At 55.2% G+C, this 21,758-nt stretch carries 16 protein-coding genes, 1 pseudogene and 1 CRISPR repeat array; of the genes and pseudogenes, 5 read left to right on the forward strand and 12 right to left on the reverse strand.

Annotated elements, in window-relative coordinates; all coding sequences use genetic code 11:
* Positions 1-4: 4 nt before the first annotated feature.
* The 4 genes from smc to MV985_RS09855 form a co-directional block, all read right to left on the reverse strand.
* Positions 5-3,571 carry a chromosome segregation protein SMC gene (gene smc / locus MV985_RS09840; RefSeq protein ID WP_297465815.1) on the reverse strand — a complete coding sequence of 1,189 codons (3,567 nt, stop codon included), beginning with the start codon at positions 3,569-3,571 and terminating at the stop codon, positions 5-7.
* Between the two features lie 63 nt (positions 3,572-3,634).
* Positions 3,635-4,036 carry a methylmalonyl-CoA epimerase gene (gene mce, locus MV985_RS09845; RefSeq protein ID WP_297465851.1) on the reverse strand — a complete coding sequence of 134 codons (402 nt, stop codon included), beginning with the start codon at positions 4,034-4,036 and terminating at the stop codon, positions 3,635-3,637.
* Between the two features lie 12 nt (positions 4,037-4,048).
* Positions 4,049-5,005 carry a methylmalonyl Co-A mutase-associated GTPase MeaB gene (gene meaB / locus MV985_RS09850; RefSeq protein WP_297465817.1) on the reverse strand — a complete coding sequence of 319 codons (957 nt, stop codon included), beginning with the start codon at positions 5,003-5,005 and terminating at the stop codon, positions 4,049-4,051.
* Positions 5,006-5,042: 37 nt separating this feature from the next.
* Positions 5,043-5,474 (reverse strand): cobalamin B12-binding domain-containing protein, encoded by a 432-nt coding sequence (locus MV985_RS09855; RefSeq protein ID WP_297465853.1) that lies wholly within the window; start codon positions 5,472-5,474, stop codon positions 5,043-5,045.
* A 122-nt stretch (positions 5,475-5,596) separates the two neighbouring features.
* Between MV985_RS09855 and MV985_RS09860 the strand changes: the two genes are divergently transcribed.
* Both MV985_RS09860 and MV985_RS09865 read left to right on the forward strand, forming a co-directional pair.
* Positions 5,597-6,253, forward strand: a complete 657-nt coding sequence (locus MV985_RS09860) for a PHP domain-containing protein (RefSeq protein WP_297465820.1) — start codon at positions 5,597-5,599, stop codon at positions 6,251-6,253.
* Between the two features lie 43 nt (positions 6,254-6,296).
* Positions 6,297-7,940: a CRISPR direct-repeat array (repeat unit 30 nt; unit sequence GTTTCAATTCTTCTAAAGTCTTATTGCAAC).
* 534 nt (positions 7,941-8,474) lie between these two features.
* Entirely contained in the window at positions 8,475-8,936 is a 462-nt protein-coding gene (locus MV985_RS09865; RefSeq protein WP_297465822.1) for a PadR family transcriptional regulator, read from the forward strand.
* A 4-nt stretch (positions 8,937-8,940) separates the two neighbouring features.
* On the opposite strand, the gene MV985_RS09870 is transcribed toward MV985_RS09865, so the two are convergent.
* From MV985_RS09870 to MV985_RS09905, 8 genes are all read right to left on the reverse strand, one after another.
* On the reverse strand, positions 8,941-10,188 hold the full coding sequence (locus MV985_RS09870) for a phosphoglycerate kinase (RefSeq protein WP_297465824.1): 1,248 nt from the start codon (positions 10,186-10,188) through the stop codon (positions 8,941-8,943).
* Between the two features lie 68 nt (positions 10,189-10,256).
* On the reverse strand, positions 10,257-10,868 hold the full coding sequence (locus tag MV985_RS09875; RefSeq protein ID WP_297465855.1) for a hypothetical protein: 612 nt from the start codon (positions 10,866-10,868) through the stop codon (positions 10,257-10,259).
* A 71-nt stretch (positions 10,869-10,939) separates the two neighbouring features.
* Positions 10,940-12,946 carry a metallophosphoesterase gene (locus MV985_RS09880; RefSeq protein WP_297465826.1) on the reverse strand — a complete coding sequence of 669 codons (2,007 nt, stop codon included), beginning with the start codon at positions 12,944-12,946 and terminating at the stop codon, positions 10,940-10,942.
* A gap of 53 nt (positions 12,947-12,999) precedes the next feature.
* Positions 13,000-13,590: a DUF447 domain-containing protein gene (locus MV985_RS09885; protein ID WP_297465828.1), complete on the reverse strand. Its 591-nt coding sequence runs from the start codon at positions 13,588-13,590 to the stop codon at positions 13,000-13,002.
* A 27-nt stretch (positions 13,591-13,617) separates the two neighbouring features.
* Positions 13,618-14,685, reverse strand: coding sequence for an ABC transporter ATP-binding protein (locus MV985_RS09890; RefSeq protein ID WP_297465857.1), 1,068 nt, complete (start codon positions 14,683-14,685; stop codon positions 13,618-13,620).
* A gap of 13 nt (positions 14,686-14,698) precedes the next feature.
* On the reverse strand, positions 14,699-16,537 hold the full coding sequence (locus tag MV985_RS09895; RefSeq protein ID WP_297465829.1) for an iron ABC transporter permease: 1,839 nt from the start codon (positions 16,535-16,537) through the stop codon (positions 14,699-14,701).
* A gap of 143 nt (positions 16,538-16,680) precedes the next feature.
* The gene (locus MV985_RS09900) at positions 16,681-18,120 is read right to left on the reverse strand and encodes an ABC transporter substrate-binding protein (protein ID WP_297465831.1); all 1,440 of its coding nucleotides are present in this window, start codon (positions 18,118-18,120) and stop codon (positions 16,681-16,683) included.
* Between the two features lie 85 nt (positions 18,121-18,205).
* Entirely contained in the window at positions 18,206-19,258 is a 1,053-nt protein-coding gene (locus MV985_RS09905; protein ID WP_297465833.1) for a CGP-CTERM sorting domain-containing protein, read from the reverse strand.
* 139 nt (positions 19,259-19,397) lie between these two features.
* On the opposite strand from MV985_RS09905, the gene MV985_RS09910 reads away from it, so the two are divergent.
* The 3 genes and pseudogenes from MV985_RS09910 to MV985_RS09920 all read left to right on the forward strand — a co-directional run.
* On the forward strand, positions 19,398-20,525 hold the full coding sequence (locus tag MV985_RS09910) for a tyrosine--tRNA ligase (RefSeq protein ID WP_297465859.1): 1,128 nt from the start codon (positions 19,398-19,400) through the stop codon (positions 20,523-20,525).
* Positions 20,526-20,581: 56 nt separating this feature from the next.
* Complete coding sequence (locus tag MV985_RS09915) at positions 20,582-21,043, forward strand: Lrp/AsnC family transcriptional regulator (protein WP_297465835.1); 462 nt, start codon at positions 20,582-20,584, stop codon at positions 21,041-21,043.
* Between the two features lie 10 nt (positions 21,044-21,053).
* A pseudogene (locus MV985_RS09920) lies at positions 21,054-21,758 on the forward strand (RNA helicase); the annotation flags it as partial.

A 21,758-nucleotide genomic window follows, 5' to 3' on the forward strand; every position in this document is an offset into this window, starting at 1 on the left:
CGAATCACCCGCTCAGGTGCCCGAACATCCCTTCATGTTCCGCCTCGCTCCTCTTCCTGGCCTCCTCGAGTATCTTCATGGCCTTCTCGAGGCTGAGCGCGACGACCCTCGAAACGCCGTTCCTCATGCTGACGCCGATTATCTTGTCCGCGTTGGCCATCATGACGTCACGAAGGGTTATGACTATGAACTGGCTGTTCTTCGAAGCCTCCTTGATGAGGTCGGCAACGCGCTTGACGTTCGCATCGTCGAGGTGAGCATCTATCTCGTCGAAGAGGTAGAATGGAGCGGGCTTGTAGCGCTGTATCGCGAAGACGAATGCCAAAGCGGTCAAAGCCTTCTCGCCGCCGCTCATCGCCTCGATCCTCTTTACGTCCTTTCCGGCCGGCTTCGCCTCTATCTCAAGGCCGCCCGCGAATGGATCCTCCGGGTTCTCGAGGATGAGCCTGGCGCTCCCCCCTGGAGAGAGCTTGGCAAAGAGCTCCGAGAAGTTCCTAGCTATCTCGTTGAGGGTCTGGAGGAACACCTGCTTCTTCTGGCCCTCTATCTCCTCGATGAACTCTTCGATGCTCTCCTTTTCAGCAACTACCTGCTCGCGCTTGCTCTTGAGCTCGAGGTAACGCCTTTCAACGACCTCGAAGTCCTCTATGGCCTTCATGTTCACCGGTTCGAGGGCGCGTATCTCCTCCTCCATCCTCTCAATCTGCTCCCGCAGTGCCTCGAGCTCGCGCGGTATCTCCTTGATGCTCCTAATGAGCTTTGGATCGAAGTGCTTCAGCTCGTCCCTCTTTTCCTTCAGCGCCCCCTCGTACTGGGTGAGCTTTATCTTCAGTGTGTTCGCCTCTATACGGAGCTCCTGGAGCTTTGAGGAAAGCTCGTCCTTCTCCGCCCTGAGGTCACTTATCTCGTTCTTGAGCCTCTCGCGCCTCTCGCGGAGTTCCTTAAGCTCGTCCCTGACCTTCTCCTCCGCGTTCTTAAGCTCCTCGAGCTCGGCCTCGTACTCCTTTATGGCCCTCTCATTCTCCTCGATGTTGGCCCTCAGCGCGTTTATCCTGTTGATGAGGCCCTCTATCTCCTCCTCAAGGTCGGCCTTCCTCGGAAGGAGTTCCTCGTTTATTCTAACGTCGAGACTCTCCAGCTTGCTCTCGACCTTTCCGAGCTCTTCGCGGAGCTTGCTTATTTCCGCCTCCACTTCGCGTATCTTCCGGTTGAGCTCCCTTGCCTCCGGGTTCTCGAGGGCCCTCCTGAGCTTCTCGCGCTTCTTCTCGAGGCGCTCTATCCTGCCACGGAGCTTTGCCATCTCGCCCTTTGCCTCGTGGATTCTCTTTTTGAGGGCCTCGATCAGCTTCTCGTTTTCCTCTATCTCCTCGGATAGGGATTTGTCCTCGGCCAGAAGCCGCTCCAGTTCCTTCTGAACCACCTGCAGGTCCTTGCTCAGCTCACTCTTCCTCATGCGCAGGTTGAAGAGCTCGTTTTCCAGACCTTTGACCTCGAGCTTGAGGGCGTTGACTGCTGACTCGAGTGCTTCCTTCTCGCGCTCCAGCCTCTCAACGCGCTTCCTTATCTCTTCAACGTTGACTCCGAGCTTACCCCTCGGCCTGTAGTGGCCGCCGGTTATGGCGCCGCTCCTCTCGAGGAGTTCTCCGCCGAGGGTCACCATGCGGACCTTTCCTATTCCGACGCTCCTCGCCTCGTCCATGTCACTCACGATAAGCGTGTCGCCGAGTGCATACGCTACAGCGTTCTTAAAGCGCTGATCGTAGTGAACCACCTCAATGGCAGGAACGCCGAGGGGAGGCTTTTCACGCATCGAGCGCGGCTTTATCCTGTTGAGGGGCAGGAAGGTGAGTCTACCGAGCTTCTTCTCCTTGAGGAGTTTGATGGCCTTCTCCGCAACGCGGTCATCCTCGACGACAACGTTGTCGTAGTTCCCACCGAGGGCCACCTCAACGGCTAAAGCGTACTTCTCGTCGGCAACGGTTATCAGCTCACCGAGGGTGCCGTAGAGACCGGGGATGTTCTGCCTCTTCAGGAACTCCACGGCGCGGTTTCCCCTAACTTCCCTCCGGGCCTCCGCCTTTATCAGCTCCTCCTTTGCCCTGGCCAGCTCGCCCTCGACCTTTCTCAGGGCCCTGGTTTTCTCCTCCAGTTCTTTCTCGGCCTTCCTGAGACGCGCCTCTATCCTTGATATTCTGCCGTCTATCTCGCCGAGCTCGGAGCGCTTCTCCTCGAGCGACTTCTTCGCCTCCTTGATGAGAGACTTCAGACTAACCCTTCTGGCGTTGTTCTGGGCTATCCGGGATTTCGCGCGCTCTATCTCCTCCTCGAACTTCTTCATATCCGCCTCGCGGGTGTAAAGCTCTCTCTTTGCCTCCTCAAGCTCGGCAACGACCTTATCGAACTCCTCCTTCGCCATGGAGAACCTCCTGTCTATCTCGCCGAGCTTTACAACGAGTTCGTTCTTCACCACTTCCTTCTCCCTGATCTCGGCGATTAGCTTTTCCCTCCTCTTGCTCCAGCGGTTTATCGCGCTTCTGTTCTTCTCTATCTCCTCGGAGACCTTCTTGAGTTCTTCTTTCGCGCGGATGAGCCTCCTCTGACTCTCCTTTATCTCCCTGCTTGCGAGTTCAATGTTCTTCCTGGCCATCTCGATCTTCGATTGAATCTCGCTGATCTTCTTAGTGACTTCCAGGATGCCGTCCTCGCTTTTTTCCTCGAGTTCCCTCTCTATTGCGTTCAGTTCCCTCTCCCTGGCAACTATCTCCTTGGCAACCTCCTTAAGCCGTGCCTCTACGGCCGCTATCTCCGCCTCGATTTCCTTGTCGCGGAGGTTGCTCTCCTCTATGAGGTTCTCAAGCCGCTTTATCTCCCCGAGGAGAAGGGTAACCCTGGCCCTCTCAAGGCGGTCCTTAAGGTCGAGGTAGCGAAGGGCATCGTTGCGTTCCTTTTCGAGCTTGTCGAGCTGGGCCTTGACCTCGCGTATGAGAAGGTCAACGCGCGCTAAATTCTCCTCCGCCTGCTTGAGCTCCTTTAATGCTTTCTCCTTCTTGGCGTCGTACTCGGCTATGCCGGAAATCTCGTCTATGAGGAGTCTCCTCTCCGTTGGGGACATCTTGATGAACTTGGTGATGTCCCCCTGCAGAACGAGGTTGTAACCCTCGGGCGATATCATCGCCGCGCTGAGAACGTCGAGTATGTCGCTCCTGCTCGTCCTCTTGCCGTTGAGCCAGTAGGTACTCCTGCCGTCGGGATAGACGCGCCTCTTGACGACCACTTCATCCTCGTCAACCGGAAAGCCCCTGTCCTCGTTGTTGAAGTACATCGCAACCTCGGCGTACTTGGCCGGCGGTTCGTTCTTTGAACCCGCGAAGATCAGGTCGCTTATCCTCGTTGCACGCATCGCTTTGGCTGAGAGCCCGCCGAGAACGAAGAGAACGGCATCTCCGATGTTGCTCTTTCCAGAACCGTTGGCACCGACGATGGCTGTGAATCCTTTAGAAAGCGGAACGACGACCTTTCGGTTACCGTAGGATTTGAAGCCCTTCATTTCAATCTTCTCAATGTAAGGCATAGCTCACACCTGAAAGGGAAAGGATGGGAAGGGTTATATAGCTTTACCCGGGAAGGTACGTCCTCATTCAGGCCTCTCGCAGAGTTCCAGCAGAACACCGGTTACCGCCTTGGGGTGGATGAAGGCTATCTTCGCCCCGCCGGCACCGATGCGCGGCTTCTCATCAATGAGGCGGTAGCCCTTCTCCTTGAGTTCCTCCAGGTGGGCCTCTATGTCGTCCACCCCAAGGGCTATGTGGTGTATGCCCTCACCGCGCTTGGCGATGAACTTTGCTATCGGGGAATCCTCCGAGGTCGGCTCAAGGAGTTCTATTCTGCTCTCCCCGATGTGGATTATCGCGGTCCTGACCTTCTGGTCGGGCACTTCCTCGATCTCGTCCACTTTAAGGCCGAGGCCCTCCCAGACCTTTATCGCCTCGTCGAGGTTCTTAACGGCGATACCAACGTGGTCTATCTTCCTGAACATCGCGACCACCACCTAAATTTTGAGCGTTTCGCCCATAACCCTTTCGGCGGCAGAGTATGGATCGAGCCTTCTCTCCACAACAGCATTTATAAGCTCCTCGGCGTTCTTCTCCCTCAGCCTCTCCTCCACCTTCCTCGCAACTTCTCCTGCGACGATAGTCTTTATCTCCTCCCTGGCGCGCTCCTTTCTTCTCTCTGCCAGCTTCCCGCTCCTCTCGAGGAACTCGCGGTGCCTCTTTATCGCCTCCCAGAGCGGCCTGACTCCTTTAAGGGTGAAGGCAACCGTCTCAACTATCGGCGGCTCCCAGCCGAGCTTTCTCCATTTGTCCCTCTCGAACTCAATGGCCATCTTCAGCTCGAGGTAGAGCATCTCCGTTCCTTCTCTGTCTGCCTTGTTGATGGCGAAGATATCAGCTATCTCCATAAGGCCGGCCTTCAAAGCCTGAACCTCGTCACCGAGGCCGGGAACGTTGACGAGGACCACCGTGTCGGCAGTCTTGACGATGTCAACCTCCGTCTGACCAACCCCGACCGTCTCGACGAATATGACGTCGCAGCCGTAGGCATCGAGAATCCTCACCGCGTCGTTCGTGGCCTTGGCCAGACCGCCCAGGGAACCGCGAGTGGCCATGCTCCTTATGAAAACGCCGGGATCTGTCGAGTGCCTCTGCATCCTCAGCCTGTCGCCGAGAAGGGCACCGCCGGTGAAGGGTGAGGTCGGGTCAATGGCTATAACTCCAACCGTTTTGCCCTCGTCCCTCGCGAGTTTTATGAGCTTGTCGAGGAGTGTTGACTTTCCGGCTCCGGGTGGACCGGTTATACCGACGACGTAGGCCTTTCCCGTGTGGGGGTGAACGAGCCTCGCTATCTCTTTGGCCTTCTCCTCGTCGTTCTCGGCGAGCGTGATAAGCCTCGCCGCCGCTTTCTTATCGCCCCTGAGAAGTGCTTCGACCAGTTCTTCAAGGCTCATAGGGCATCGGGGAGAATAGGGAGGGGAGGATATAAACTTAAGCCTCCTTGAACCTCTTGAGGTTCTCCACGGCCCTGTCAACGAACTCGATGGTCTTCTTTAGAGGAGTTCCCGGACCAAATACCTCGGCAACGCCCATCTTTTTGAGTTCCTCTGCATCGTCGGGCGGGATTATTCCTCCGGCGAAGACCACGACGTCCTCGTTGATCTTCAACCCCCTCTCCTCAAGGAGCTTAAGTATCTTCGGGATGAGGACCATGTGCGCACCCGAGAGTATGCTTACCCCCAGGACCGGCGCGTCCTCCTGGATCACAGTCTCGACTATCTGCTCGGGCGTCTGCCGTATTCCGGTGTAGATGACCTCGTAGCCGGCCTCCTTTAGGGCCCTGGCGACGACCTTTGCGCCCCTGTCGTGACCGTCCAGGCCGGGCTTCGCTATGACAACGCGAACCTTTGAGCGCTCTACCATGCTCACCACCGGGATTAATTTTCCGGACCGGATATTTAAAGCTTTGTCAAAGTTCAAGTGTGGGCTTTACGTTGGATATTTTGTCCAGAAGCCTTTTTAATCCGGGGGCCCTATTTTCCGGCATGCTAAAGTACCCCCACGACGCCCACACCCACACGGTTTACTCCGACGGAAGCGGTGCCATAGCGGACAACATAGCGACCGCGGAGGAGAACGGACTAACACTGCTCGCGATAACCGACCACAGCCACTACCTCGGGCCTAAGACGCTGAACCGCTACGTCCGCGAGGTGAAAAGGTGGGCCGAGGATTCCGAGGTTAAGGTTATGGTGGGTATCGAGGGTAACATAACCCCCGGTGGAGTTGACGTTCCGGAATGGATGGCGGAGAAGCTCGACTTCATTATAGCCAGCGTCCACGAGTGGCTCGAAACGCCGGAAGAATACCTGACGCTCGTGAAGGCCGCCCTGATGGACGAGAACGTCGATGTAATCGGTCACTTCGGGGCGAACTTTCCCTACATAGGTTTTCCTGGAGCGGAGGGGCTTGAAGAAATCTTAGAACTTGCGGAGGCTAAGGGGAAGGCCTTCGAGATAAGCTCCCGCTACAAAGTCCCGGACGTCGAGTTTATCAGGGAGTGCATACGAAGGGGAATAAAGCTCACATTCGCGAGCGACGCCCATAACCCGCGTGGAGTTGGAAACGTGGGCTGGAGCGAGAGGGTTTTTATGAAATCTGGGGGGAAGAAGGAGGATCTGCTTTTCGGGGAGTTTTTGTGAGATTCGGTTTTTCTAGCAAAAGTCCTCCCCGATATGCCCCCCACTTTCAATTCTCCTAGAGTCTTATTGCAACCCTGAGCTATCTAATTGTGATAGTAGCAATACTGTTGTTTCAAGTCTTCTAAAGTCTTATTGCAACAAGCCAGCCGACCTACTACGAGACCGACCCCGTGACGTTTCAAGTCTTCTAAAGTCTTATTGCAACTCCCGAGGAAACTCCAGCAGAAGCACCAAAGAAGCCCAGTTTCAATTCTTCTAGAGTCTTATTGCAACTCACGTCAACTGAATACCTGCCTTTGTAGTGTTCCCTGAGTTTCAATTCTTCTAGAGTCTTATTGCAACATTTGGACTGGAAACGCGCTGAAACCATAGATTTTGTCGTTTCAATTCTTCTAGAGTCTTATTGCAACACCCATTTCCGAACTCTCGAACCTTAACCCATTCTGCGTTTCAATTCTTCTAAAGTCTTATTGCAACTAGATTATCGGAGTGTTTGGGAAGCCGGCTCTAAGGAGGTTTCAATTCTTCTAAAGTCTTATTGCAACGGTGAAAATCAATGACGAGGTAGTGTTTGATGCAGCGCGTTTCAATTCTTCTAAAGTCTTATTGCAACCGTTTCCTCATTGTACGGGGCCGAAACTTCCTTGCGGGTTTCAATTCTTCTAAAGTCTTATTGCAACAGCCCTCGCCGGGCTTCAAGGCCTTGTAGCCATCAAGTTTCAATTCTTCTAAAGTCTTATTGCAACTTATTGTCGTCCTTGTTGTTTTCTCCGCAGGTTGTCTTGAGTTTCAATTCTTCTAAAGTCTTATTGCAACGGGCACTCACCATCAGCGACCTCATCTACGCTTTCGGTTTCAATTCTTCTAAAGTCTTATTGCAACTAGATTGCCCTGAAGCCCTTTCTGAGGAACTCCTCAGGTTTCAATTCTTCTAAAGTCTTATTGCAACGAATTCATCAAGAAGCCACAGTAGTAACTCCTCAGTTTCAATTCTTCTAAAGTCTTATTGCAACCTCGCCATAGAGGGCAGGAACCTCGTTGAACAGCTCAGTTTCAATTCTTCTAAAGTCTTATTGCAACGTAGCTTTCAGGAGTATGGTTTTTCGCCGTAGATACGTTTCAATTCTTCTAAAGTCTTATTGCAACGCGCAGCGACGCTAACCGCCATCACAACCCCTCCAGCATGGTTTCAATTCTTCTAAAGTCTTATTGCAACTCAGGACAACATAGCAAAGTACCCGCTCCACGAAGGTTTCAATTCTTCTAAAGTCTTATTGCAACCCACGATATTCGGAGCGGCAGTCTATGGCACGGCAAGGAAACGTTTCAATTCTTCTAAAGTCTTATTGCAACCTCAAGAGCCGCGGAGTGATAACCCGCGAGCAGCATCGTTTCAATTCTTCTAAAGTCTTATTGCAACATACGCTTTGGTCTCTCCACAAAGAGGCTTACCAGAAAGTTTCAAGTCTCCTAAAGTCTTATTGCAACCGTGTTCTTGATGCCCTCCCACGTGAGAGTCTTCTTCGTTTCAAGTCTCCTAAAGTCTTATTGCAACTCGAAGACGATGGGCGTCCCTATGCCCCTCATATAGGTTTCAAGTCTCCTAAAGTCTTATTGCAACCTTCCACCAGATGTCGCTGTACCGGCTGTTTTCCACGTTTCAAGTCTCCTAAAGTCTTATTGCAACAGGCGGGATTTTCGCTCCTTTAACCAATACAGGAAACCTAAAACCCCCAATCTTATAAGCCTTTCCCCAAGGGGGTCTCAAAAACCCCGGAAAAGCCTTTAGTTCAAGGGCAAAGAAAATCCCCCCAGCCCGGAAAAGAGCGCTCCAGCCACCGTTCAGCCAGTGCACACTTCCAATCACGAGACTTCCAGAGGTTTTTAAAGCCCTCAAACCCGCTTTAGAGTTTTTAAAGTGCTCTTCTGCCGAAAAGGTCGGGGTTAAGCAGGGTTCGGAGTGAGAGGAGTTATCTCCCGGCTTTTCCCGGAGTTCCGAAGAAAACTCGTTACAAAATCCCACCAAATCATAACCTTTTGAGAGATGATAACAAAACGTTACTAAAGACTTCCAGATGCTCGGTGGTCTCTCAAATCGAAGATAAGCACAGAGGAGGGGCGTTAAACTCGAAATGCCGGTTCTCAGTGTGATACCGTCCCGACGGCCGGTAGTATCGAAACTCTTATAACCCAATGTATCGGACGACATATCGGTGATATTGTGGAGCGTCCGTATTTCAGGGGACATCTCAAACTGCTTATACTCAAAATCCTCACCGAGAAGCCGATGCACGGCTACGGGTTGATGTCCGAGCTCGAAAAAACCTATGGGATTCCCCATCCCAGTCCGGGAACGGTTTACCCCATCCTCGCCTCTCTAAGGAGGGCCGGTCTTATCGAGGCCGCTGGAGGGGGTGGCCGGGACAAGAGGCTCTATCGGGCCACGGAAAAGGGTATCCAATATCTCCGGGAGCACGAGAAGGAGCTCCAGGAGATCGAGGATCTAGCGCGCAGGTTCAGGGAGTTTTCCCAGCTGGGCGGAAGGGAGCTCGGGCGGGTCCTTAAGGAGGTCCTGGACTCGATGGACGATCTGAGCGGGGAGCAGAAGGAGGCCCTTGCGCGCGAGTTCTCGGAGTTCATTCGGAGGGTAAGGCTGATACTCCTCGGGGGCAATCCTCCCTAATGGGCTATCCCCTCCGATCCTCCGCACCGGTCTCTGAAAAGGTCTCGTAGCTCGTTCTCAGGGCCTCAAGGACCGGCAGCTTCTCGCCGGCGAAAAAGCTCAGCATCGCCCCGCCGCCGGTTGAGACGTGGCTTATACCTGTTATGTTGTACTGGTAAATGCTCGCTATAGAGTGGCCACCACCGACCACGCTGAATGCTTCGCTCTCTCCAATCGCCCTGAAGACTCCCACGGTGCCGAGGGCGAACTCATCCCTTTCAAAAACTCCCATGGGGCCGTTGGCGACTATTATCTTCGCCTTCATGAGAACCTCGCGGTATTTCTCTACCGTGCGGGAGCCTATGTCCAGTATCGGGTGCTCATCGAAGAGCCTCTTCTCGTCGCTGAGGAGGTCAACCTCCAGCCTCTCCCCATCGAGATCAACTGCGAAATCCACGGGGGTTCGTATCATCGGGTAGAACCCATCCAGTATTCTCTCCGCCCTATCAACGAGTTCGAGGAGGCCCTTTCTGGCCATGAATTCGAGGTTTGCATCGCCGAGATGGAACCCTTTGGCCAGGGTGAAGACGTGACCAACCAGTCCCCCCGTGAGGATAACGTCCGCCTTTCCCCTCCTCAGGACGTTCTCCGCAACGCGGAGCGAGTCGTCAACCTTTGCCCCGCCGAGGACGTAAACTCTGGGTTTTTCCCCGGTCCCGTAGGCCTTCGTCAGGGCTTCAACTTCATTCTCCATCAGGAATCCCATTATCATTGGCTTCAGTCGGGCAAAACCAACGAGTGATGGCTGACTCCTGTGAGCTGCCGCGAAGGCGTCGTTTACAACGTAGTCAATGAGGGGGGCGAGTTTTCGGACGAAAAAGGTTCTCTCACACTCCTCGACTGGCCTGTACTTAACCTCCTCAGCGGCGAAGCGGAGGTTCTCGAGCATCATCGCCTCCCCGGGTTTCAGTTTTCTGATCTTCTCGCGGGCGTATCTGCCGAAGACGTCCTCGATGTACTCCACCTCCTGGCCGAGGAGTTCGCTTAGGATCCGGGCGTGTTCCTCGGTGGTCGTGTAGTCGCTGCCGTAGGGCTTGCCCTGGTGGGTGCCTATAACGAGCCTGGCACCGTCATCGAGCAGGTGCCTCACCGTGGGGAGAACCGCCTGAAAACGGGCGTCGCTGATTATCCTCCCATCCCTGACGGGGGAGTTCAGGTCGGCCCTCAGAAAAACGGTCTTTCCATAAAAGTTGAAGTCAGTGAGCCTGAACATCCCACCACCGGTTTCCCCTCGGGTGGTATCGTTAAAAGGTTATTCCATCCACCGGGGGTGATAAGGGATCAGGCCATCAGCATGCTCTCTATCATCCGTATGGCTTCGACTATTTTCTTCTCGGGCCTTTCCTCGTTCTTTGGTATCTCCAGGTTTATGACGAGCCTCTCCTCCTTGCCGTTTTCGAAGTCGTATACCTCAAGTTCCTCCACCTCAACGTCCTCGAAGACGCTCTCGAGCTCGGGGCTGATTACCTTCCTGTCGTTGCCATACACTTCCACCCTGACAACGTCGTCGGTGGTTGATGCCATGACCACGATGCTGTACTGTCCGACCTTCTTGGTGAACCGAAGAACGCTGCCGTAACCCTCCACTTCCTCCCTGAAGCCGAGCTGCCGCATCGTGCTCCTTATCGCCTCGGTCTTGCTCCGTATCCTGCTCAGGATCCTCTCGCGAAGCCTGTAGCTCTCCAGGAGGGCCTTCTTTATTCCCTCTCCCGCCTCCCCGACGGGACCCTCCCATATGCCGATTACCTTCAGCCCCGAGGAGGTGGGCTTGAGTTCGATCTTGATGGAATCAACGTCAAAATCGCGCAGGTCCTCTATCTTCAGCTCGCTAAGGGTGAGGATGTCAAACTCCATTCTCACGACGCTGCCGAAAACCTTCCCCCTGAATTTCACCCTCATCACCCTCGGGCTGGCTTGGGATGATGGTTTAAAAACCTTCCCGGTAAATGAAAAGGGAAAGGGGCTTACCTCCTCCTCAGGAGGATCGGGAGGAGGGCGAGACCGACTATTATCGCCGGACCGCAGGTGCTTCCGCCACCGCCGGTGGTCGTCGGGGTCTTTGATGGACTCCCCGTGCTTGAGGGTGCCTTTACCTCGTAGGTGGTCTCGGCGGTGTTGCCGTAGAAGTCGGTGGCGACAACCTTTATCGTGAACTGGCTTGCATCAACGCCGGGAATATCGGTGACGTACGTGGTGTCAACGAGGGAGGGCTTCATGGAGTAGGCGGGGTACTCGAGGAGGGTCTTACCGTCGCTGACGATCCGGACAGTAACGTCCCTCACCCCAACGTTGTCACCCACCGAGATGTACACCTTAAAGCGCTGGCCGGGTTTGGGCCTGCTGGGGCTGAGGTATCCGACCGCGACCTTGGGTGGCTTGGTGTCGGCCTCCTTAACGGCGGTTATCTGGCTCACTCCCTCGGGGACGCTGACGTTGAGGAGCATGTAGTAGTTTCCTCCTATCTCCCTCTCGCCGAGGACGGTGTAGGTTACGTTGGTGTGCTCGGGGTCAACCCTGGCTCCCTCGGGGATCTGGAGGACTATCGGCCCGGTAACCGCCTGGTCGAGCTCGTTGACAAACTTGACGGCGGTTCCATCTTCGCCGTTCTGCCTGTAAACGATGAACTTCTGGGGAATGGGGAGGGAGCTTATGCCCGGGTGGAGAACGTTTCCAGCGAGCGGGAACTCAACGGTGCCGTTGGAGTAGACGTAGGCCACCTGTGAACCGTACCAGCTGGGTGTGGTGTAGCCGCGGCTCTTGTCCTTCTCGCTCGGCGGGTTGCTGGTCTTGTCCGGGGCGCCGGTCGTGGTTACCGTGTAGAACCAGTGCTCGTTTCCGTTCTTGTCGATGTAGAGGACGGGCTTGTCCCTGTGGATGTGGCCGGCAAGAACGAGCCTGACGTTGTACTTCTCGACCATTTTGAGGAAGTACCTCGCTATGTCGTCGTACTCGCCGTTCCTGCCCTCCCAGTCCCAGCTTATAAACCTGGTGAGGGCCTTCCAGTCGTTGTCATCGAAGGCCGTGTAGCCCTTTATGGTTCCGCCCCACTTTCCATCGGGGGTGCTGTACCAGAAGGGGTGGTGAACGAGGACTATTACCGTCTTGTTCGGGTGGCTCTTGAGGACACTTTCCATCCACTGGAGCTGCTCCATCTCAGGGTGCCTCTCCTCGCCCCTGCTGTCGAGGCCTATGATAAGGAAGTCCCCGATGACCTCGTAGAAGTACCTTGGACCGAGGTACTTGGTGTAGTAAACCGGCGGGTGGTCGTGGTTGCCCTTAATGCTTATAAAGGGCGTTCCCGCCGCCGTTCCAAGGAGAACACCGTGATCGAACATCTTGTAGCCTTCCTGGTCACCGCTGGTGTCAACATCATCACCTGTGCTGATTATCAGGTTGACGATGTCCTGGCCCTTGAGGCCGGTCATGGCGTAGTAGGTTAACGCGCTGACCTGGGCGGTGTAGCTGTGCATCGCGTAGGGGTGCTTGCAGTACTGCATTATCTCAGGCAGACTCTTCTGGAAGTAGTCACCGCAGACGAAACCTATCTTCGCTCCGCTCGTCACGTGGAGGTCGCTCACGTGGGCTATCCTGATGACCTTGGGGTTTTCCTTCATTACCCAGACGCCGTTGGGTATCGTTACCTCGCCCTTGTTGCTTTTCACAATGAGGAAGTAGACGTCGGGAACCGCGTCTTCTGGTATTTTGGCCTTCACGACGCCGTTTTCGGTGCCAAGTATTTCGAGCTCATAAGGTCCGTGGAGTATTGAGACTATCTGGAGTGCCTCGATGGAGACTCCCTCCGCGGGCGTCAGCTCGATCACTTCCCCGGGCTTTCCTATCGCCGGAACTCCTGGGAGGGGCTTTATCAGAACGCTTCCCGGGGCGGGACTGCCTGCTGCCGAGACCGTACCCAGCGGTACTGCCACCGCGAGAAGTACTATTAAAAGGGCCAGAAACCTTTTGCCCTGCATGGTATCACCGTTCCAGGGTGTGCGGGGAAGGTTATAAGTTTTCCCGCGGGGCGTTACCCAAAAATGTTCCCGGCGAGCTTGAGGATCTCTTCGGCGGTTTTCGAGCGTCCCCCCAGCCTCCGGTAGGTTTCGTAGTCCTCCAAAATCCGCCGGTAAAGTCTCTCCGCCACTTTCCTCTTTCCCCCCCTCACGGCAACGGGCAGCCGGGTCACGTTGACCGCCATTTCGAGCAGATGGTTGTCCGCGCGACTAACCGGGCGGGGTGGAAGGTACCCGGGGAGTTCTCCTTCCGGGATCAGGGAACACCTCAGGACGGTTGTGGGACCGAGCTCATCCTCATGGCGTTCCTCCCTGAACTCGACCCTTCCATAGAGGCCAGGGAGGTGCCTGATCCTGCGGTGGGGTGATTCCTCGAACTCGAGCTCCACGTCGAGGTTGAGGGCAAGCCTCACGATGAGTTCGACGTCGTTGGTCACCTGCACCGAGACGACGGGATTGGAGCGTATGTCCTCCGCGCTCCTTCCCCCGAAGAGCTTGAAGAAGAGCCGCCCTCCCCTCCTCACGACACCGATTGGAGCGGCGTTGGACTCCGTGACCAGGAGAACCTCGTAGACCTGCCCCTCGTTGAAAAAATCCAGGAGCATGGGATCACCCGAAGAATGAAAGAAAGGTCAGCGCTTCTGCCTCGGCAGAATAATCACATCGTCCCTGTTCACGTAGAAGGTCACCGGCTGGGTCGGTTTAAGACCCTCAACGTCCCTGTCGCTTATGGTTCTGGCTATGATCCTTCTCTCTTCCCCGAAGAGACCGACGACCTCTATGAAGAAGCCATAGTACTCAACGAGGTCCACGATTCCGGAGATGGAGATGGCGTTCTCCACCGGTTTCAGTTTCACCCTCTCGGGTCTTATGACTATGACGACCTCGTCCTCCTTCCCCGTGTAGTGGAGACCGTCCAGCCGGATGCCGTCAAACTCAACCGTAACGCGGTCTCCCGTCCTCTCAACGACTTTGGCGGGGATGACGTTGGTCTTGCCCATGAAGGAAGCAACGAACTCCGTCTTGGGCCTCTCGTAGATGTCCCTTGGCGTTCCGACCTGCTCAACGGTTCCGACGTTCATGACCGCTATCCTGTCGCTTATCGCCATCGCCTCCTCCTGGTCGTGGGTGACGTATATCACTGTAATGCCGAGCTCGCGCTGGATTCTCCTTATCTCGGATCGCATCTCAAGGCGAAGCTTTGCATCGAGGTTGCTGAGCGGCTCGTCGAGGAGCAGAACCTTCGGCTCGACCACGAGGGCCCTGGCTATGGCAACGCGCTGCTGCTGACCGCCGCTCAGCTGGGTGGGGTAGCGGTTCTCATATCCCTTGAGCTTTACGAGTTCGAGGGCCCATTCAACCCTCCTCTTTATCTCCTCCTTGGGGAGTTTCCTGAGCTTGAGGCCGTAGGCGACGTTGTCGAAGACGGTCATGTGGGGCCAGAGGGCGTAGTTCTGGAAGACGAGAACGGCCCCGCGCTTGCTGGAGGGAAGGTAGGTGACATCCTCATTGCCGAAGTATATGTGCCCGCTGTCGGGGAAGTCGAGGCCCGCTATTATCCTTAGCGTGGTTGACTTTCCGCAGCCGCTCGGGCCGAGCAGGGTGAAGAGCTCGCCGGCCTTTATGTATAGGTTTATTCCCTTGAGGGCAACGGTATCGCCAAAGGTCTTGACCACGTTTTCGAGCTTAACATCTACCATTCCAACCACCACCTCAGGTGAGACCTATGAAGGAGTACCTCTGCTTGGTTATCAGGTTCGCGAGGACTATGGCTATTATCTGGACGGTCATGAGGAAGACACCGAGCGCTGCCGCAAGGTTTGCGCTTCCAACGGCGCTTGTCATGAGCTCGACCATCCTGGCGGTTATCGGGTAGTAGTCGGGGTTGATGGAACCGAGGGTTATGCTAACGCTGGTCTCGCTCATGCAGTAGACGAAGCTGAGCATTGCACCACCGAGCAGGTTCAGGAGTATAAGGGGTATGAGGATCCCGGTCAGGGCCTTCCATCTGCTTGCGCCGAGGTTGAGCGCAGCCTCCTCGAGCGAGACGTGGACCTGCTGGATTCCAGCCGCTATGGAACGCGCCGCGAAGGGGAGACGCCTTATGGAATAGGCCAGCACGAGCACCAGTGCCGGGTTGAAGCCGAGCAGGTTTGTCGGATCGAGGAGGGTGTCAGGGAAGGCCTTGGCGAAGAAGAAGAAGTAGCCCATAGCTATGACGATACCCGGAACGGCTATCGGGAGGGTCGAAAGGCTGTCGAGAACGGGACCCAGGAGGCTCTTCTTGAACCTGCTGGAGGCGTAGGCCGCGGTTAGGGAGAGCAGTATGATGACGACTATCGCCGCGGTGGAGTACATGACGCTGTTCATGATGACCCTCTCTATGTCCGGCTGGGTGACTATGCTCATTATGTGCTGCATCGTGAAGCCCTCGGGCCAGGTACCCGACCAGCTCTCGCTGAAGGCCAGCAGGACCACACCAACCTGGGGGAATATTGAGATCAGGAGCATTGGAATGACGAGGAAGTATATAAGGGCCGCCTGCCAGGCCTTGGGCTTTGCTATCCTCGGCTTCCATCTTCCTCCCTTGCTGAGCATCGCGTACTGCCTCATACTGACGTACTTCCTGATTCCAAGGAACATCAGAATGGCTATGGTGAGCATTATTATTGCGAGGGCCGCGAGCTGCGGGCTGCCGACGTTGAAACCGCTCGTGAAGGCGCTGTATATCTGGAAGGACATGAGCTTCCTCGCGAGGGGGTTGCCCTGGAAGACTATCGGAGCTGCCAGATCCTCGAGGCTGAATATTCCGACGAGGGTCGCCCCCGCCGCGATTCCCGGAAGTGCGAGGGGCAGGGTGACGGTTCTGAAGAGATGGAAGCCCCCGCTCCCGAGGTTCTCGGCCTGCTCTTCCAAGGTTGGATCAATGTTGATGAAGCTCGCGTAGGCGTTGAGGTAAACTATGGGGTAGTAGGTCATTGTCTGGGCGATTATGACGCCCACCAGACCATCGATGACGATCCTGTGGGGGAAGATGTGGAGGATATCGTAGAAGAGCCAGTTGATGAGGCCGTTCGGGAGGAACATCTTCTTGACGATGAAGACGTTGACGAAGGGGGTAACGAGGAGGGGAACGAAGAGGAGGATCCTGACGATGTTCTTGCCCGGAAAGTTGTAGCGGGCCATGACGAAGGCGAAGATCGTCCCAAGAATCGTCGTGAGGAGCATGACGCTGAGGGAGACGAGGAGGGAGTTGAGTATAACCCCGAAGTCAACGCCCTGGACGTAGTATATCTGTTCCCCGCTGGGAAGCGTCACGAGTTTGTAAAAGTCGCCCGATGGAAGGCTGATATAATAGTCCGATCCCAGGATGCTGCCGAACCAGTGGAGTGAGAAGTGTCCGTTGTAAACGAAGGCTATCGCAAGCATCGCCAGCACTGGTATTATAAGGAACGATATGAGGTACAGGAGCGGGAAGAGGAAGGAAGTCGCAACTACGGGGTCGAATATGGGCGTTCCAAAGAGTCTCTCGCTCCACTTACTAACCCTCATGAGCATCAACCTCCGTTGAGTTCAGCCATTCACCCTCACTGGGTCGAGCCGCGGTCTATTTAAACGTTTCCGAAAAGCCTTGCATTTTCCGCATTTAAAAAGCTGAGAAAAGGGAATAAAATGGGCAGGAGGCCGGCAAAACCTCAGCCGGTTAGGGCCTTGAGGTCCTGGAGGACCTTATCGTACTTCTCTCTAGCTGCCTGGCGCCACTCCTGAACGAGCTGGTCCTGGAAGTTCCTGTCCTTAGTTATCCTGTCGTTTATGCTCTTGGCGTACTCTTCCGTGAACGTGACGATCTTGCCAGTCTCAGGATCCTTGAACTTGATCGGCGCGGTCAGCTCGTCCTTGAGCTGGTTGAACTGTTCGTCGGTTATCTTACCCTGCCTGTGAGCCTGGACTATGGCAACCCAGGCGTCGTGGAGCTTCTGGTTGGGGTCAACGAGCGTGGCCTTGAAGTAGTACTGGAGTGCGTTGACGGTCTCGAGGGCGCGCTTGTCGTCGAAGGGTATTCCCTCGGCCTTTATCGCGTCCTCGTAGGCCTTCCTGAGAGCCGGCCTGGCCTCGCCGTAGGTTTCACCAACGTGCTGTCCCTTGAAGATGATCTTCGCGTACTCCTCGGTTATCTTGGTATCGAAGATCTGCGGGTTGATGGGCAGCCTGTTTACGTCGGGGCTCATCCAGATGGCCTGTCCGTCGGTGAGGACCCAGTAGATGAAGGCCTGGGCCGCCTCCGGGTGCTTGGCCTTGGCAAGAAGCGCTATCGGGTCGCCGTTGATGATGCTCTCCCCCTTCGGGACGATGTACTGGCAGTCGGGGTTCTGCTGCATGGCTGTGTAGCCGTAGAAGTCTATGGTGTTTCCAGCGGCGATCTCACCGTTTATGACCGCGTCCCTGACGGCGTCGCTCTGCATGTATATCTTGGAGTTGGCCGCTATGAGGGTCAGCACCCTCCAGCCCTGATCCCAGCCGAAGGCCTGAAGGATGATCTGGTATATCCTCGTGTTGGAGGTGCTCCTCGTCGGGTCGGCTATGCCGTACTGGGGTGGGTTGAGGGCCCAGGTCTCGCTGGCTATGTCCTCCCATCTCTGGGGCATAGGGAGGTTCCACTTCCTGAGCTGTTTCTTGTTGACGGTGAAACCGAAGGACGAAAGCGCGGCAGCTATCCAGTAGACCTTGTCGCCGTCCTTCCTTATCATTGGCATTCCCGCGAGCTCGGTTGGGATCGGGTTCCCTATGAGTTTGAGGATCTTCTCGTCGGTTATTGGAGCGAGGTAACCGGCTTTATAGAGGTCGTCAAAGAGGGTCGGGCCACCACCCCATCCAACGTCCGCCCCTTTCTCGATATAGCTCGGCCAGAGGCTCTCGGGAACCTTGACGAACTTGATGTCCTGGATGTTGTACTGTTTGGCTATCTCGCTGTGGAGGAAGGCCTGCTTTGCCATGTACTGTATGGTCGCGTCGTGTCTGGTGACGACGACGAGGGTTACGCCGCTGGTTTCCCCGCCTCCGCCACTCATACATCCGCTGGCCACGACGCTGAGGGCGAGTAGAAGAACAACGCCAATTGACGCGAGTTTTCTCATGGCTACCACCCGGTTATGTCGTCGGAAAAGGGTTCGAAGAACTCAATAAAAAATTAATGGTTCGACCAAAAAAGAAAGGAAAGTATCACTTCCTCTTCCGGTAGAGGGCGAGAGGTATGAGGGCGAGGCCGACGAGTATTGCCGGGCCGCAGGTGCTTCCGCCACCGCCACCCTCTTCCTTACCGAGGTTGCTCTGAACGTTGATGGTCCAGTGGATGAAGTTGGTAACGAACTGCGGTCCATCGAGCTTGACGCCGTGGTACTCAGGGGTCCACATCGGCTCGTAGCCACCGTAGGGGGTCTCACCGCTGACGATGAGGACGTTCTTCTTGTCCGGGAAGACCTGGACCGCCATGAGCGGGAACTGGCCAGTCTCGCCAGCGGTGTATGCCTGGGCCGGGGGATCGGTGTTCTCGACTATCTGACCGTCGCTGCTGCTGGTGACTATAACGTAGACGTTCTCCATGCCGCTTCCGGCCGGGAGCTTCTTCCAGTTGCCCTGGTCATCAACGTAGGCAACGACACCCGGTCCGTGGAAGAGGACCTTTCCTCCGTTCTTGAGGTCCTTGGTGAGCATGTCCTTGTCCGGGGTGTTGGAGGATGGGTTGACGAGGCCTATGACACGATAACCGGCTCCAGCGTTGCTGGTGGCGTCCTCAACGGAGCACTGGTCGAGCCTAAGGTTGACGCCGAGCCTGTCGAGGACCGCATCAACGTTATCGATGGTCTGCGGACCGTTTCCGTAGTCGGAATCGCCCGCTATCCAGAGGATCCTGTTGCCGTCGTTCCACCACTTCTCAAGGGCTGCCAGCTCATCCGGGGTAAAGGCCTGGGTCGGCTGGCCTATGATGAGGAAGTCCACGTCCTTGATGGCGTCGTAGGTGATCTGCTCACCAGCCTGCGGTATTCCGAGGGTGTCGGCCTTGTCCGCCGGTCCAATGTAGACCCAGTTGACGTCGGTGATGGTCTTTATCATTCCGTCCGCTATGACGTTGCCGTCCTTGTCCGTTAGAACCGCCAGACCCTTGTCGTTCTCACCGTGGGCGAGGTCGACTCCGATGGTAGTGGCGCTGGCCATGGCAAACCCGAAAACGCCAAAGAAAACAAACACTGCAAGTAATATTGCAGCCTTCTTCATGGTATCACCGGGTATCGTAGGGCGCTGGAAGTTATAAATCTTATGAAGGAGAAGTTTTTCGGCTCCGTTAAACTTTGGGGGTCTCGAGGATCAGTAAAACCCTTAAAGCCTTTCACCCTTTCAGGCTCAGGTGATGACTGTGGACATTGAAGAGAAGATAGCGCTCATAAAGAGGAAGCCCACGGAGGAGCTCCTGACAGAGGAGAACCTCAGGCACCTCCTTGAGGTTGGAATCCCGATGCAGCACTACATCGGGTTCGAGATAAGCGGTTACATTCACCTCGGAACCGGACTGATGGCAGGCGCTAAGATAGCGGACCTCCAGAAGGCGGGCATAAAGACGAGGGTTTTCTTGGCTGACTGGCACAGCTGGATAAACGACAAGCTTGGTGGTGACCTTGAGACTATACAGAAGGTTGCCTTAACGTACTTCAAGGAGGGCATGAAGCAGAGCATAAAGGTCATGGGCGGCGACCCTGACAAGGTCGAGTTCGTTTTAGCGAGCGAGATACTGGAGAAAGGTGATTACTGGCAGACGGTAATAGACATCTCGAAGAACGTAACGCTAGCCAGAATGATGCGCTCGATAACGATAATGGGCAGGCAGATGGGAGAGGCCATAGACTTCGCCAAGCTGATTTACCCGGCAATGCAGGTCGCTGATATCTTCTACCAGGGCGTTACCATCGCCCATGCGGGAATGGACCAGAGGAAGGCCCACGTTATAGCGATTGAAGTGGCTCAAAAGCTCAAATACCATCCCCTCGAGTGGAAGGGCGAGAAGCTTAAACCGGTAGCTTTACACCACCACCTCCTCCTCGGCCTTCAGGAACCTCCTGTCTGGCCGATAGAGAGCGAGGAGCAGTTCAAAGAGCTCAAGACCCAGATGAAGATGAGCAAGAGCAAGCCCTACTCAGCTGTGTTCATCCACGATTCGCCAGAGGAGATAAAGCAAAAGCTCAGGAAGGCCTTCTGTCCGGCAAAGGAGGTCAAATACAACCCCGTTCTGGACTGGGCCGAATACATAATCTTCCGCGAGGAGCCGACTGAATTTACCATTCACCGCCCGGCCAAGTTCGGTGGGGATGTGACCTACACGACCTTCGAGGAGCTCAAGAGGGACTTCGCCGAAGGAAAGCTCCACCCGCTCGATTTGAAGAACGGCGTTGCCGAGTACCTCATCGAGTTGCTCAAACCCATTAGGGAGTACTTCGAGAAGCATCCTGAACCGCTTGAGCTGATGAACCAGGTAAAGATTACCCGCTGATTTTGGCCTTTCGCTTTATCCTGTTATCTTTATGAACAACTAAATTCGGTGGGAAAATGCCCGGTGTCGATGAGAAGGACAGGGAGATACTGCGGATCCTCAGAAAGGAGAGCAGGATAACCCTCACAGAGCTGGGCAGGAGGGTAAACCTCTCCCCGGCGAGTGTTAAAAACAGGATGGAAAAACTCGAGGGTCTCGGCGCGATAAAGGGTTATTCGGCCGTCGTTGATCCCTCCTTTCTGGAGGAGTACGTCTCGGTGTTTATCGAGCTCAGGCTGGCCATAGACGACCACACGGTTGATCCTATACTCAGAAGGATAGCGGGGATGGCGAACGTCGAGGCAGTCTATAGAAGAAGCGGCGAGAGGCAGATACTCATAAAGGCCCACTTTCACGATACCGACGAGGTCAAGACCTTCGCCGGAAGGTTAAAGCATCTCTTCGGCAAGAACCTGGAGCGGGTCGAGGTAACGCTGATCATAGACACCTTCAAGGAGTGCTGGATCCCCGTGGAGTGAGGGTCGAAAGATGCTCTTTGTTATAAGGCCCGGCAGGAAGAAGAACGAGCTTGAGGCATTTTTCATCGAGAAAGAACCTGAGAAGCTCTCACAGATGCAGGGACTTAAGGCCGATAGAGTTTACCGCTTCATAATGCGCGAGGGCAGGCTCTTCAAGGTCCTTGAGGGAAGCCAGTACAGGAACCCCAAGGAGATAGAGAAGCTTTTGAGGGGGGCGAGAATAGTTTTGGTCAACGCCGACGATTGGGAGGACTACTTCAGGCGGAGGCTTCAAAACAGGCGCGTTGAAAAGGCCGAGCTGTGCCGTCTCTGCCTCCTGGAGGGCAGGATAACGGTTCTAACGCCCGGCAACAGGATAAAGTACCGCAACGAGTACATCTGCGAGCGCTGTGCCGAGGACGAGCTTAAGAGGGAGCTCCGCTTTCGTTTCAACAGCATAGCGATGTTCGAGCAGGCGAAGAAGCTCCTGGAAAGGTTTAGGGACCTCGATAAAGTCCTATACGCCTTTGACCCCCGCTTCGACCCGACGAAGCATCCGGAGATAACCAAGTGGGACGAGCTGAAGGCAAAGCGCGTGAAGGTTGAGAGGATTAAGGTTGATGAGCTTTCCGTTCCTGAGAAGTTTAAGGAAGTCCTGAAAAAGGAGGGCGTTAAGGAACTCCTCCCGGTTCAGAGTTTGGCCGTGAAAAACGGCCTCCTCGAGGGGGAAAACCTC

It is taken from the genome of Thermococcus sp. (assembly GCF_027012695.1).
Lineage (GTDB): Archaea > Methanobacteriota_B > Thermococci > Thermococcales > Thermococcaceae > Thermococcus.